Origin of the sequence: Pseudodesulfovibrio sp., assembly GCF_028692895.1 — a bacterium.
Classification (GTDB): domain Bacteria; phylum Desulfobacterota; class Desulfovibrionia; order Desulfovibrionales; family Desulfovibrionaceae; genus Pseudodesulfovibrio.
The window spans coordinates 1-13,778 of the sequence record NZ_JAQUWN010000079.1 but is presented as its reverse complement, the minus strand read 5'-3'; the positions used below and the strand labels follow the sequence as shown (position 1 = coordinate 13,778).

Genomic DNA, 13,778 nt, shown 5'->3' with positions numbered 1-13,778 from the left:
TTGGCCAACGGAAACGGCTAGGTGCCGCAGAAGGTCTGGCGGACCATTTCGTGCGGCTCGGGCGGAGCCTCGTATTCGATGAATTCCGGGCGGTCGACATAGGGATCGGCCAGGGCCTCGGCCAGCCGGTTGGCGGGCGCAAAGTCGCCCGCGTCCTCGGCCGCGCGGATGGCCCGCTCCACCTGATGATTGCGCGGGATGCGCGCAGGATTGGCCGCGAGCATGGTCGCCGCCGCCCGCTCCGGCGAAACGTTCCGCGCCGCGAGCCGGGCGCGCCAGGTCTCGATCCAGCCGCTCGCGGCCGGGCCGTCGCCAACGAGCGCGGCGAATGGGACCCCGCCCTCCCGCCAGCGGGCCAGCTCGCGAAAGGCCACGGTGAAATCCGCGCCGGAGCCGCGCATCAGCCGCAGCAACTCCCGAACCACGGCGAAGTCCGCCGCGTCCCCGTCCTCGATGCCGATCTTGCGGGCCATGACCGCTTGGAAGCGCCGGGCGAAGGCGTCCGGGAACTCGGCCAGGATCGCCTCGGCCGCCTCGCGGCCCGCCTCTCCAGTGTCATTTGAATCACCGTCCGGCCCGCCCGCCAGGAGCGGGGCCAGGCAGCCGCCCAGGCTGGACAGGTTCCACTGGGCCACGGCGGGCTGGTTGTCGAAGGCGTAGCGGCCCTGACCGTCGATGGAGCTGAACACGGCCGAGGGGTCGTACCCGTCCAGAAAGGCGCAGGGGCCGAAGTCGAGGGTCTCCCTGGCCACCGAGGTGTTGTCCGTGTTCATCACCCCGTGGATGAAGCCCACGCCCATCCAGCGCGCCGTCAGGTCGGCCACGGCCAGGATGACGCGCCGGAACAGCTCGGCGTAGGGATCGGACGCCGCCCGGCAGCCGGGATAGTGGCGGTCGATGACGTGGTCGGCCAGGAGCCGCTGGGACGCCGCGTCGCCCCTGGCCGCGAAATATTCGAAGGTCCCGACGCGGATGTGGCTGGACGCCACACGAGTCAGCACCCCGCCGGGCAGGTCGCGCTCGCGCCGCACGGTTTCGCCCGTGGCGACCATGGCCAGGGCGCGCGAGCTGGGGACGCCCAGTCCGTGCATGGCCTCGCTGACCACGTATTCGCGAATGACCGCGCCCAGGGGCGAGCGGCCATCGCCCCCGCGCGAGAACCGGGTCCGGCCCGATCCCTTGAGCTGGATGTCGAACCGCTTCCCGTCCGGGGCCACCACCTCGCCCAGAAGCGCGGCCCGGCCGTCGCCGAGCTGCGGCACGAAATACCCGAACTGGTGGCCCGCATAGGCCTGGGCCAGGGGCTGCGCTCCCTCGATGGGCTCGTTGCCGGAGAAGAGCCGGGCCAGGGCCGGGCCGTCGTCCGGCAGGTCGAGGCCCAGGCGGGCGGCCAGCGGGCGGTTGAACCGGATCAGCTCCGGCGCGCGCACCGGCGCGGGCTGGATGCGCTCGTGAAACTGCTCCGGCAGGCGGGCATAGCTGTTGTCGAACGGAATGGCGGTCATGGCGTTTTTTCCCGGCGGGCCGGGCCTCCTCCAAGGGAGATAAGGCCTGGGGCCGGGAAGGCAATGCCGGACCGGCCGCCTACTTCGCGGGGATGTAGGTCACGCCCGTGTCCGTGGGCGGCGCGAGGGGCGACTCGGCCCTGACCAAGTCGATGAAGGCCTGGGCGTCCACAAAGCCGGTGTCGTAGCGGTCCGGGACATCCTTGAGCATGGCGTAGCCGTCGCCGCCGCCCGCCAGGTAGGCGTTGGTCGCCACCCGGTAGGTTTGATCCGGCTCCAGGGGCTGCCACGCGCCGTCGCGCAGGACCTCGACGCGGGTGATGCGCTGGCCCTCGGGCCGGGTCATGTCCGCCGTGTAGCGCGCGCCCGCCACGGCGGGGAAGGCCCCGTTGCCGCGCGTCACGCCGTATTCCAGGGCGGCGCGGAGGGTCCGGCCGGGCATGGCGAGCAGGAAGATGGTGTTGTTGAACGGCAGGACCGTGTAGGCCGTGCCCACGGAGATGTCGCCCCGGAGGATGGACTCGCGCACGCCGCCCGTGTTGAGCAGGGCCAGGTCCGCCGGTTCGCCGGTGCGGGCCAGGCGCGCGAGCATGGACCGGGCCACCAGGGGCGCGAGCAGGCTGCCGTGGGGCAGGTCGAGCCCGGCCGGGGTCACGCCCGGCACCCGGATGTGCGGCAGGTCCGCCGCGGCCCGGCCGACGACGTCCCGGCGCATGGCCTCGACGCCCCGGTCATAGGGCGCGAGAAAGGCCAGGGTGGCCGCCTGCTCCGGGACCACGTCCGCCACGCCCGAGGCCCGCACGGCCCGCTCGGCCCCGGCCAGGACGTCCCCGGCCAGCGGGACCCTGTTCCCGGCCGCGTCCTTGCGCTGAAACTCGTCGGCCGCCAGCAGAAGCGGCCGCGCCGCGCAGGCCGTCACCCGCCCCTTGTCGTCAAAGGTCACGTCCAACCGGCCGAGCACGCGCGCCCATTTCCAGGCCGTGACCACCGGCACGTCGCCGCCGTCCGGCCCCTTGACCTTGACCGGATAAGGAGCGGCGGGATTCAGCCCCAGCGCGCCAAGTTTGGCCCCGTCGCCCAGCAGGGTGTGGGAATGCCCGCCCACGATGACGTCCACGCCCGGCACCTCGGCGGCGAGCTGTTCGTCGCGCGCAAGGCCCACATGGGTCAGGAGGATGATTTTGTTCACGCCCATGGCCGTCAGCCCGGCAACGGCGGCGCGGGCCGAGGCCGCTTCGTCGGCAAAAGTGACGCCGGGACCGGGGCTGGAGGTGAAGCGGGTGTCCGCCGTGGTCAGGCCGACCACGCCCACCCTCTCCCCGGCGTAGTCCAGGACCACGTAGGGCCGGAGGCGCTCCGCCAGGGCGGGCGCGCCCGGCGCGCCCACGTTGGCGTCCACCACCGGGACCTTTGTTTGGCGCAGCATCCCGGCCAGGAAGGCGGTCCCCCGGTCGAACTCGTGGTTGCCGAGGGTCATGGCGTCGAAGCCGAGCCGGTCCAGCAGCCGCATCTCGGGCTCGCCGCCGTATCGCAGGAAATAAAGGCCGCCCTGAACCGCGTCGCCCGCATGAAGCAGGGCCACGTTGCCGCCCCCGGCCCGGACTCGGTCCACGGCCGTGGCCAACCGCGCCCAGCCGCCGAGCAGAACGCCGGTCCGCGCCCCGTCCAGGGACAGGGTCTCGGGCGTGGCCTCCAGGTACGAATGGGTGTCGTTGACGTGCAGTATGGTCAGATCGAAGGCCGGGGCCGCAGCGGCGAGGCCCAGCAGCAGGACGAGCAGAATGGGGAAGGCGGGGACGATTTTTTTCACGGCGCGCTCCGGGGAATCGGGTTCGCGGCCAGGATAGCAAAAAGAGGACCGGGGCGGAATCGGGCGGCGGGCGAAAAAAGAGGCCCGCTTGCGCGGGCCTCTCGATGTCTCGGTGCGAACCGGGAGCTACTTGATGAAGAGCATCTCCTGGTAGGTCGGCAGAGGCCACAGGTCGTCGGCGACCAGGGTTTCCATGGTGTCGGCCACTTCGCGGACGGCCAGCATGGCGGGCAGCACCTTGCTGTGCTTGTACTCGGACTCGGCGGCCACGGACTTGAAGTCGGACTTGGCCATGATCTTCTCCAGGGCGGCGATGGCCTTTTCCATCTTGGCGACCAGGGCGGAGACCTCCTTGAGTCCCGGGGTGACGCCGGCGACGCCGGCGGCCTTCAGGTTGGCGGCCACGCCGGCCAGCTCGCCCTGGTACCGGACCGCGGCGGGCAGGATGATCGTCTTGGCGATCTTCACCACCACCAGGGACTCGGTGAGGATGAGCTGGTTGTACTGCTCGTAGGCGATCTCCTGACGGGAGTGCAACTCGTCCTTGGAAAGGACGCCGTACTTGGCGTAGACGTCGGTGACGTCCTTGTCGGTCAGGGCGGGCAGGGCGTCCGGGGCGGACTTCAGGTTCGGCAGACCGCGCTTGGCGGCTTCCTGCTGCCAGGCTTCGGCGTAGCCGTCACCGTTGAAGATGACGTGGCCGTGCTTCTTCATGATGCCCTGGATGACCTTCTGGCAGGCGGCGTTCAGCTTCTTGGGATCGCCCTTGGTGATCTTCTCGATCTCGTCGGTGACGAAGTCCAGGGACTCGGACAGGATGGTGTTCAGGACAACCTGTGCGCCCGCGATGGACTGGTTGGAGCCCACGGCGCGGAACTCGAAGCGGTTGCCGGTGAAGGCGAAGGGCGAGGTGCGGTTGCGGTCGCCGGAATCCATGGGCAGGGCGGGCAGGGTGTCGACGCCCAGCTCCAGGCAGCCCTTGGCCTTGCAGCCCTTGAGGTCGCCCAGTTCGATCTGGTTGAAGATTTCGGCCAGCTCTTCGCCGAGGAAGATGGAGATGATGGCCGGCGGGGCCTCGTTGGCGCCCAGGCGATGGTCGTTGCCCGCGCTGGCCACGGCGGCGCGCAGCAGCTTGCCGTATTTCTCGACCGCGCGGATGGTGGCGGCGGTGACGGCCAGGAACTGCATGTTCTCGTGCGGGGTGTCGCCCGGGGAATACAGGGAGCCCTGGGAGCAGGTGGAGATGGAGTAGTTCAGGTGCTTGCCGGAACCGTTGATGCCCGCGAACGGCTTTTCGTGCAGCAGGCAGGCCATTCCGTAGCGCTTGGCCACGGTGCGCAGGGTGGTCATGACCATCTGGTTGTGGTCGGTGGCCAGGTTGGACTGCTCGTAGACCGGGGCGATCTCGAACTGGCCGGGGGCGACCTCGTTGTGGCGGGTCTTGACCGGCACGCCCAGCTTGTACAGCTCGCGCTCGACTTCCATCATGAAGGCCAGCACGCGGCGGGGGATGACGCCGAAGTAGTGGTCGTCCAGCTCCTGGCCCTTGGCGGGCTTGGCGCCGAACAGGGTGCGCCCGCAGACCATCAGGTCGGGACGGGCGAAGTAAAAGTTGCGGTCGACCAGGAAGTATTCCTGCTCGGGGCCGGCGTTGGAGACGACCATGGAGCCGTCGTCGGTGCCGAAGAGTTTCAGGAAGCGGCGGCCGGCCTTGTTCAGGGCCTGGTTGGCGCGCAGCAGCGGGGTCTTGCGGTCAAGGGCGTGGCCCTTCCAGGAGACGAAGGCGGTGGGGATGCACAGGAAGGTGCCGTTGGGGTTCTCCAGGATGTAGGCCGGGTTGGTCACGTCCCAGGCGGTGTAGCCGCGGGCTTCGAAGGTGGCGCGCAGGCCGCCGGACGGGAAGGAGGAGGCGTCGGGCTCGCCCTGGATGAGCAGCTTGCCCTCCAGCTCGGCCAGGGCCCCGCCCTCGCCGTCGGGGTTCAGGAAGCTGTCGTGTTTCTCGGCGGTGAGGCCGGTCAGGGGATAGAAGACGTGGGTGTAATGAGTGGCGCCCTTGGAAATGGCCCACTCCTTCATGGCCGCCGCCACGGGACCGGCGATGGCCGGGTCCAGCTTCTCCCCGGCCTTCTTGGTCTTCATCAGAGACTTGTAGATCTCCCTGGGCAGCATGTCCCGCATGACCTTGTCGTTGAAGACGTTGGAACCGAAAATCTCCGTGGGGGAGGTCTCGGCGAAATTCAGGGGTTTTACTTTCGGCTCGTAATTGGTCACCGCGGCTATGGCGGTCTGACGGGTCTGGTATCCGCTCATTGAAATTCTCCTTGCAGGCAAAATGGATTTTCCGGCTCAACCCGGACTGTGGGCAGCCTGGCCCTTGTTGTCCAGGCCCCTGTACCAAGCTCTATGCCAAATATAAAAAAGCTAATGATTTCGACATAATAAAAAGTCAGCCATTTTACGGAGGCCCAAAAATCATACGAAAATGTAGTTTGCCTCCCGTTTTGTCCCCCTTTGGCGTTCCATTTTTGCAAAATTTTTTGGCTATTTTTGCAACCTGCCGAATTTACATCATAAAACAATGACAATATTGAGAAACATCCGGCGGCACCCCCAAGGAAACCCAGGCAGGCCCTGAACAGGCCCCGGAATCGGGCCAATGGCGATTGTACAAAATCGGCATATTCGCGCAGAGGCGATCTCCCCCCCGCCGACCGGGTCGTCCGGTCAGAACGGCGGCTTGGAGGCGAATTCCATGGGGCGGCCCGTGACGGGATGGCGGAACCGGAGCAGGGAGGCGTGGAGCAGGAGCTGGCCCGGCCCGGTGCCAGATCCGTAGAGCCGGTCGCCCACGATGGGGCAGCCGAGCCCCTTCTCGTGGGCCGAGTGCAGCCGAAGCTGGTGGGTGCGCCCGGTCTGGGGCATGAACTCCACGCGGGTCCGGCCATCCTCGACGCCGAGCCGACGCCAGCGGGTCACGCCGCGCTTGCCGCGCTCCGGGTCGTAGACCTGGCGCGGCCGGTCGTCCGGGTCCAGGCGGAAGCGCAGGTCCACCACCCCGCCCGCAGCCTCCAGCACACCGTCGAGCAGGGCCACGTAGCGCTTGCCGACCAGCCGGTCCATGAACTGTTTGGAAAGGTTGCGGTGGGCCGAGGCGGTCAGGGCCAGGAGGAGCAGGCCCGAGGTGTCCTGGTCCAGCCGGTGGACCGAAGGCTGCTCCATGCATTTCGGGAACCGGGCGCGGACGCGGGCGACCACGCAGTCCTGGTTCTCCTCGCCCTTGCCGGGCACGGAGAGCAGCCCGGACGGCTTGTCCACCACCACCAGGTCGTCGTCGGCATACAGGATCGTCAGGTCGTCCCCGGCCGGGTTCACGCTTCCTCCAGGCCGCAGAGCATGTACCCCAGGATGCGGCCGCACTTGCTCTTGCAGGCGGGATAGACCGCGCCGTTGCGCCGGGTGCCCGACTTGTTCTCGCGCCCGAGGTAGAACTCGGCCAGCCCCAGCGGGGTCAGGCCGACCCGGGCGGCGTAGCCCAGGAGCTTGGGCGCGCAGCAGTCCCCCGTCCCGGCGGGAAGGCCCCCCTTGGAATTGACAATTTCGATCATGGGCTTGAGCTCCCGCCGAAAGTTGGGCAGGCGGTACAGGGCGTGGATGTCCTTCATCAGCGCGCGGGAGAGCTTGCGCCGGAGCTCGACTTGCCGGGCCCGCTCCGGGTCGCCCGCGGGCAGGACGGCGATGCGCGCCCCGAGGCGCTTTATCATCCGCTCGGGCCCGGCGCACATCTCGGCCATCAGCCGGACGTCCACCAGGGGCGGCACCCAGCCATCCACCATCCAGACTCCGTTCATCTGGCCGGAAAAGGCCTTGAGCACGCCGGTGCGCCCCCGCCGGTCGCGGCAGACCAGGACGCCGAACATCTGGCCGCGCCCCTCCCCGAACAGGGGGTCGGTGGAGAGCCGGGGATCGGCCCTGTCCTCGGGAACGTCATAATCCACGCGCCCGGCGGCCAGCAGGGTCTTGATGAGGCGGCGCGCCTCGGGCAGGGAATGCCCAAGGGCCAGGACGTGCTTCTTCCCGCACGCCCGGCAATGCGCCTCGCAGGATGTCCGCACATCGAATTTGTCTTTAATTTCTATATATTCCAGCAGCATAAAGGCCCCGCAGCCCCGAGGGGCGGCGAGGCCAGTGTATACAATATCAATAGGTCAGTACAAGAGAAATCAATCGAACACGACGCCGGTGGAGCCCAGAAACTCCACGGAGACGATCTCGTATTCGATCTTGCCGCGCGGAGCGTCCACGACGACTTCATCGCCCTCTTCCTTGCCGAGCACGGCACGGCCCATGGGGGAGAGCACGGAGATGGAGCCCTTCTTGTGGTTGGCGTCGTCCGGGCCCAGCAGGGTGAACCGCCGGACCTCCTCGGTCTCGATGTCCTCCACCTCGACGGTGGCGCCGAAGATGGCCCTTTCGCCGCCCAGGACGTCCAGGTCGAGCACGTCGTAGAGCGGCATACGGGAGTTGATGTAGGTGATGCGCGCCTCCAGCATTCCCTGGCGTTCGCGAGCCGCGTCGTACCCGGCGTTTTCGGAGAGGTCGCCCTCTTCGCGCGCTTCCTTGATGGCCTGGATGATGACCGGACGCTGCGCCTTGAGCTCCTCAAGTTCCTTCTTGAGCCTGTCGAATCCCTGTTTGGAAATGGGTATGCGTTCCATTGTCTACCTCGCACATGAAACAGAATAAAAAAAGAGCAGATGGCGCGGTTCCAGGTTGGGGACCGCGCCCCTGCAACGGTGTCACATCGTGTTGACGACCCTTAGATAGTACATCCCGCGCGGCGGGTCAAGTCGGCCGGGAACGGTTCCCGGAGCGGCCCGGCGGGACGTTTTACAGTGGAGGAAAATCGCGCCCCGTGGTAAGGAAAGCCGGTTCGGCGCGGGCCGGCCCGGAGGCCGGCGGGAGAAGAAACGCGCGCACGGAAGTGGCCGCGAACGGTTGACACGACCGGCGCATCTGGTTCAATACCTGGGTTTTCGGGATTCGGGCTTGCCCGAGCCCACCGCAGGCGGCCCGGTATCGGCCGCACAAGCAAACCGCCGCCCCGCAAGACGCGGGCGCGGCAACACCGGAGGATGAGGATGAAGATAGTTCGCATGATGGCGGCGCTGGCCCTGTGCATGGCCCTGCTCTTCGCCCTGGGCTGCGCTTCCGAACCCGAGAAGAAGGCCGAGGACAAGGCTCCGGCCAAAACCGAGGCTCCGGCTCCGGCCCCCGAGGCCAAACAGGACGCCAAGCCCCTGACCATGGGCCTGATCCTGGTCGGCCCGTACAACGACAAGGGATACAGCCAGGCCCAGTACGAGGGCGGCAAATACCTGGAAGAGAAGATGGGCGCGAAACTCATCTACCTCGACAAGGTCAACCCGGCCGACCGGCCCGGCCTGACCATTCCCCAGGTCGTGGACGACCTGCTGGCCAAGGGCGCCGACTTCATCGTCGCGGGCAGCGACGACATGACCGACGGCATCATCGAGGCCGCCGGGCAGCACCCGGACACCGTCTTCGTCCATGCCTCGGGCGACGCCGCCCTGACCGGCAAGGGTCCCAAGAACCTGGGCAACGTCTTCGGCCGGATGACCTTCCCCAAGATGATGGCCGGTTTCTCCGCGGGCATGACCACCCAGACCGGCAAGATCGGCGTGGTCGGCCCGCTCATCAATGCGGAGACCCGCCGCCTCATCGTCTCCGCCTACCTGGGCGCGCGCTACGCCTGGACCCAGGTGCGCGGCAAGGACTTGAAGGACCTCTCCTTCAACGTCAAGTGGATCGGCTTCTGGTTCAACATCCCCGGCGTGACCGCCGACCCGACCCAGATGGCCGGCTCCCTGTATGACGGCGGCTGCGACGTGGTCCTCTCCGGCATCGACACCCCCGAGGTGGTCACCGTGGCCCAGCAGCGCCGCGACGCGGGCAAGACCGTCTGGGCCCTGCCCTACGACTACGAGAAGGCCTGCGAGGGCCAGGGTTCCGTCTGCGTGGGCGTGCCCTACTTCAACTGGGGCCCGATGTTCCTGAAGATCGCCGAGCAGGTGAAGGCCGGGACCTACAAGGCCGTCTTCGACTGGGAAGCCCCCTACTGGGCCGACATCAACGACCACGACAAGTCGCCCGTGGGCTTCATGCCCGGCGAGGGACTCTCCGCCGACAACAAGAAGGCCCTGGACGAATTCGTCGCCAAGCTGGGCTCCGGCGAACTGAACCTTTTCACCGGCCCCCTCAACTACCAGGACGGCTCCGTCTTCCTGAAGGCGGGCGAAACCGCCACGGACAAGCAGATCTGGTATCTGGAGCAGTTGCTTCAGGGCATGGAAGGACTCTCCAGCCCCAAATAGATGATCGTCTTAAGCGACATACATAAACAATACGGCCGGGTTCGGGCCAACGACGGCATAAGCCTGACCCTCGAACCCGGCCGCATCTATGCCCTGGTCGGCGAGAACGGCGCAGGCAAGTCCACGCTCATGCGCGTGCTGGCGGGCCACACCCGGCCCACGTCCGGCTCCATCGAGGTGAACGGCGAGCGGCTCTCCCACCTCACCCCGGCCCTGGCGCGCAGGCACGGCGTGGGCATGCTCTACCAGGACCCGCTGGACTTCCCGGCCATGCCGGTCTGGGAGAACTTCCAGCTCGGCGCGCCCCGCCGAACCAAGCGGCAGGTGGTGGACATCCTGGGCGAGCTCTCCTTCCGCCTGGACGCCTGCTTCCTGCCCGACGAGCCGGTCTCGTCCCTGACCGTGGGCGAGCGCCAGCTCCTGGAGCTGCTGCGCCTCCTCGACCTCGGGGCCACCACGCTCATCCTGGACGAGCCCACCACGGGCATCACCCCGGAACAGAAGCAGGACCTCTTCAACCTGCTCATGACCCTGGCCCGCGAGGAGAACCACACCGTGGTCCTGGTCACCCACAAGCTCTCCGAGGCCCTGGAGATGGCCGACGCCATCTTCGTCATGCGCCAGGGCAGGCTGGTCTGCACCCTGACCCCGCCCTACGACGAGCACGAGCTGGTCAGCCGCATGTTCGGCGAGGCCGCGCGCGGCGAGGTCGCCCCCATGCCCGAGGTGGACGAAACGGCCGCGCCCCGCCTGGACATGCGCGACGTCCTCTTCGCCGGGCCCAAGTATTCCATGGGCCCCCTGAATTTCACCGCCCGACCCGGCGAGTGCATCGGCCTGGCCGGTCTGGACGGCTCGGGCCAGGAGCTCTTCCTGCGCGGGCTGTGCGGGCTGGACCGCATGCCCGGCGGCAAGCTCGTCCTGAACGGCCGCGAGTACGGGTCCAACGACTTCAAGATCCTGCGCCGGGCCGGGGTGCAGTTCGTCCCGGCCGACCGGCTGCAACTGGCCCTCTTCCCGGCCCTGAACCTCATGGAGCACATCACCTTGGCCTTTCCGGACCGCAAAGAGGACCGGCAAAAATTCTACGACGAACAGTGCGTGGAACGCTTCAACCTGCGCGCCCATCCCGACACGCACGCCAGCGAGCTTTCCGGCGGCAACCAGCAGCGCCTCCTGCTCTCGCTCATCCCGGACGACGCCGCGCTCCTGCTCATGGAGCACCCCACGCGCGGCCTGGACGCGGGCTCGTCCCGCCAGGTATGGAACCACCTCAAGGAGCGGTGCGCGAACGGCGCGACCTTGATCTATTTCTCGCCCGACCTGGAGGAGGTGCTGGAGCACAGCCACCGGGTGGCGGTCTTCTACGACCGCGGCCTGGCCGCCGTGGTGGACCGCGAGCGCGCCACCATGGAGACCGTGGGCGCGCTCATGGCGGGCAAGCCCGCCGCCGAAGTGTTCGGCAACCGCGCCAAGGCCGCGGCCGAAGGAGGCGCGCGATGAACCGCGAGTCCCTGCTCCGGCAGATCGGCTGGTTCGCGGCGGCCGTGGGGCTGGCCCTGTTCCTGACCGTGCTGGTCACCCTTCCCTCGGGCGCGCCGCCGCTGACCACCATCTTCGTCCTGTTCCAGGGCGGGCTCGGCTCCCTGTCCAAGTTCGGCCAGGCCCTGTCGGTCTGGGTGCCGCTCACCCTCTGCTCCGTGGGCCTGCTCATCCCCTTCACCGCCCGGCTCTGGAACATCGGCGTGGAGGGCCAGGTCATCATGGGGGCCATCTTCTGCACGGCCGCCCTGCGCCCCTTTGACGGCGGCGGCGCGGGCCAGATCATCCTGGCCCTGGCGGCGGCCGCCCTGGGCGGGGCGCTCTGGGCCCTGCTCTCCGGCCTGCTGCGCGTCTTCGGCCGCGTGCACGAGATCTTTTCCGGCCTTGGGCTCAACTTCGTGGCTCTGGGCGTCATCCTCTGGCTCATCTTCGGCCCGTGGAAGCGGCCCGGCATCGCCTCCATGTCCGGCACCGAGCCCCTGGACGTCTCCCTGTGGCTGGCCAAGGTCGGCTCGCTTTCCGTGACCTGGGCCGGTCTGGGGCTGGCCCTGGCGGCCATCGTCCTGGCGGCCGTGCTGCTCCACCGCACCGGCTGGGGGCTCAAGCTGCGCGCCGTGGGCGAAAACCCCAAGGCCGCCACCCTCTTCGCCCTCGGGCCGCGCCGTAGGCTGCTCCAGGCCTTCCTGCTCTGCGGGGCCATGGCCGGGCTGGCCGGGGCCACGCAGGTCCTGGCCGTCTACCACCGTCTGCTCCCGTCCATCTCCAGCAGCTACGGCTACACCGGCCTGCTGGTGGGCATGATGGCCTCCTACCGCCTCGGGCTGGCGCCGTTCATCTGCCTGTTCTTCGCCGTGCTCAACGTGGGCTCCATCCAGCTCCCGCTCCAGCTCGGGCTCGACTCCTCGCTCTCGGGCGTCATCCAGGGCGTCATGGTCCTCTCGGTGTTCATCGTCCAGGGCGTCCGGCTCTGGCTGGCCAAACGCGGGGAGGCCGCCTAGATGGAAACCTTCGCCCTGACGATCGCCGCCGTGCTCATGGCGGGCGCGCCCCTGGTGCTGGCCACCCTGGGCGAGACCCTGACCGAGAAGGCGGGCATCATCAATCTTTCCCTGGACGGGGCCATCCTGCTCTCGGCCATGGCCGCCTTCGCCGTGGCCTCGACCACGGGCAGCCCGTGGCTCGGCGTCATCGGCGGCGCTGCCGTGGGCGCGGCCGTGGCGGGCACGCTTGGGCTCATCGGCATCTACCTGGGCCAGTCCCAGCTCGCCATCGGCTTCATCCTGACCCTGCTCTGCCGCGACCTGGCCTACTTCCTGGGCCACTCCTTTTCCCGCCAGCCCGGCCCTGATCTCGGGCTGTGGTCCATCCCCGGCCTGCAAGGCGCGCCCTTTCTCGGCCCCATCTTCGCCAACGCCTCGCCCGTGATATACCTCGGCCTGGCGGCCATCCTCTTCTGCTGGTGGTGGATGTACCGCACCGAGGGCGGCATGCGGCTCCGGGCCGTGGGCGAGTCCCCGCGCGCGGCCTTCGGGCGCGGCATCCGCGTCCGGCTGACCCGCTTCGCGTACTGCCTGGCGGGCGGCGCGCTGGTGGGCATGGCGGGCGCGGCCTATTCCCTGGCCGTCAAGCCCGGCTGGGGGCGTCCGCAGGGGTGCGAGGGCGCGGGCTGGATCGCCCTGGCCATCGTCATTTTTGGCGGGTGGCACCCGGTGCGGGCGGCGCTCGGGGCATTTTTCTTCGCCGGGCTCCAGGTCTCGGGAATCTACCTGCAAGAGGTCTTTCCCTCCATTCCGGCCCCGGTCTTCCAGGTGGCCCCGTTCCCCATGATGATTCTGACGTTGCTCGCCGTGAATCTGGGGCGCGTCGGATGGGTGCAGGATTTGGTCCGGCGGCATCCGGTGCTGGGCAAGCTCTCCGGGAGCTGGTCCATTGAAGCCCCGGCCGCCTTGGGCCAGGACTTCGATCCGAAAAAGGGGCTGTAGACTTTCCGCCATCGGCGGGTGAGGGAAAAGCGTTCGCTTCCCCCTCCCAGTTTCTTGAATGCCCTTCGCGGGCGGCGCTTCTTTTTTTGCTGGACCAAAAAAAGATGCAAAAGGCCCTTGCATGCATATCGGCCGCTTTCGGCGTTGCGTCGCCAAGCAGCCGATCCAAGCGGGACGGCCCCATCTCTCGGAAAAGCTTCACCCCGTTCCGCCGCGAATATTCGTAGACTGCACCCAACCGTCCCGGCGGCCACATAGAGCCGCCTTACCCGCTTGGTCGGCTGCCAATCGCCGGTACACAGGGCCGGTCTTGTACGGATTTACTGGAAGGAACTCCGCCCCCGGACGATTCTCTTCAGCTCCTTCCGTTGCGAATGTGCAGGCTCCTGCTTGACGCAGCGGCATTCCTGCAAGTGCCTGCAGTGCAGCCCTTCGGCCAGGCGGCTTAGAAGCTGACCAAACGGCCGGAGCGGTTTTTCGCAGCCCTGGAGCTTTTTATTTTTTGCGACTTGGCTGCGGGAGTGGAGGCCGTTTGGATCAGCTTCTT

10 protein-coding genes are annotated in these 13,778 nt (G+C 67.9%); 4 read left to right on the top strand and 6 right to left on the bottom strand.

Features of this window, described 5'->3' with window-relative positions:
* Positions 1-17: 17 nt before the first annotated feature.
* The 6 genes from PHP91_RS15085 to greA all read right to left on the bottom strand — a co-directional run bounded on the left by PHP91_RS15085 (position 18) and on the right by greA (position 8,030).
* The gene (locus tag PHP91_RS15085) at positions 18-1,505 is read right to left on the bottom strand and encodes a protein adenylyltransferase SelO (RefSeq protein WP_300142511.1); all 1,488 of its coding nucleotides are present in this window, start codon (positions 1,503-1,505) and stop codon (positions 18-20) included.
* Between the two features lie 79 nt (positions 1,506-1,584).
* The gene (locus tag PHP91_RS15080) at positions 1,585-3,315 is read right to left on the bottom strand and encodes a 5'-nucleotidase C-terminal domain-containing protein (protein WP_300142509.1); all 1,731 of its coding nucleotides are present in this window, start codon (positions 3,313-3,315) and stop codon (positions 1,585-1,587) included.
* A 126-nt stretch (positions 3,316-3,441) separates the two neighbouring features.
* Positions 3,442-5,625, bottom strand: coding sequence for a glutamine synthetase III (locus tag PHP91_RS15075; RefSeq protein ID WP_300142506.1), 2,184 nt, complete (start codon positions 5,623-5,625; stop codon positions 3,442-3,444).
* 414 nt (positions 5,626-6,039) lie between these two features.
* Positions 6,040-6,687, bottom strand: coding sequence for an RluA family pseudouridine synthase (locus tag PHP91_RS15070; RefSeq protein ID WP_300142503.1), 648 nt, complete (start codon positions 6,685-6,687; stop codon positions 6,040-6,042).
* Complete coding sequence (locus PHP91_RS15065; RefSeq protein ID WP_300142500.1) at positions 6,684-7,427, bottom strand: hypothetical protein; 744 nt, start codon at positions 7,425-7,427, stop codon at positions 6,684-6,686. Before PHP91_RS15065 ends, PHP91_RS15070 begins: the two co-directional genes overlap by 4 nt.
* Before the next feature lie 108 nt (positions 7,428-7,535).
* Positions 7,536-8,030, bottom strand: a complete 495-nt coding sequence (greA, locus tag PHP91_RS15060; protein WP_300142497.1) for a transcription elongation factor GreA — start codon at positions 8,028-8,030, stop codon at positions 7,536-7,538.
* A gap of 423 nt (positions 8,031-8,453) precedes the next feature.
* Here greA and PHP91_RS15055 point away from each other — a divergent pair, with 423 nt between their 5' ends.
* Genes PHP91_RS15055 through PHP91_RS15040 form a run of 4 tightly spaced genes read left to right on the top strand, consistent with a single transcriptional unit; the run spans position 8,454 to position 13,231 of the window.
* Positions 8,454-9,707, top strand: coding sequence for a BMP family ABC transporter substrate-binding protein (locus PHP91_RS15055; protein ID WP_300142494.1), 1,254 nt, complete (start codon positions 8,454-8,456; stop codon positions 9,705-9,707).
* Positions 9,708-11,210 carry an ATP-binding cassette domain-containing protein gene (locus tag PHP91_RS15050; protein ID WP_300142491.1) on the top strand — a complete coding sequence of 501 codons (1,503 nt, stop codon included), beginning with the start codon at positions 9,708-9,710 and terminating at the stop codon, positions 11,208-11,210.
* On the top strand, positions 11,207-12,247 hold the full coding sequence (locus PHP91_RS15045; RefSeq protein WP_300142488.1) for an ABC transporter permease: 1,041 nt from the start codon (positions 11,207-11,209) through the stop codon (positions 12,245-12,247). The genes PHP91_RS15050 and PHP91_RS15045 overlap by 4 nt, the downstream gene beginning before the upstream one ends.
* Entirely contained in the window at positions 12,248-13,231 is a 984-nt protein-coding gene (locus tag PHP91_RS15040) for an ABC transporter permease (protein ID WP_300142485.1), read from the top strand.
* Positions 13,232-13,778: the final 547 nt, after the last annotated feature.

Coding starts and splice junctions, on each gene's coding strand:
- PHP91_RS15055 (WP_300142494.1), top strand. CDS start 8,454: ATGAAGATAGTTCGCATGATGGCGGCGCTGGCCCTGTGCATGGCCCTG.
- PHP91_RS15075 (WP_300142506.1), bottom strand. CDS start 5,625: ATGAGCGGATACCAGACCCGTCAGACCGCCATAGCCGCGGTGACCAAT.
- PHP91_RS15050 (WP_300142491.1), top strand. CDS start 9,708: ATGATCGTCTTAAGCGACATACATAAACAATACGGCCGGGTTCGGGCC.
- greA (WP_300142497.1), bottom strand. CDS start 8,030: ATGGAACGCATACCCATTTCCAAACAGGGATTCGACAGGCTCAAGAAG.
- PHP91_RS15040 (WP_300142485.1), top strand. CDS start 12,248: ATGGAAACCTTCGCCCTGACGATCGCCGCCGTGCTCATGGCGGGCGCG.
- PHP91_RS15085 (WP_300142511.1), bottom strand. CDS start 1,505: ATGACCGCCATTCCGTTCGACAACAGCTATGCCCGCCTGCCGGAGCAG.
- PHP91_RS15045 (WP_300142488.1), top strand. CDS start 11,207: ATGAACCGCGAGTCCCTGCTCCGGCAGATCGGCTGGTTCGCGGCGGCC.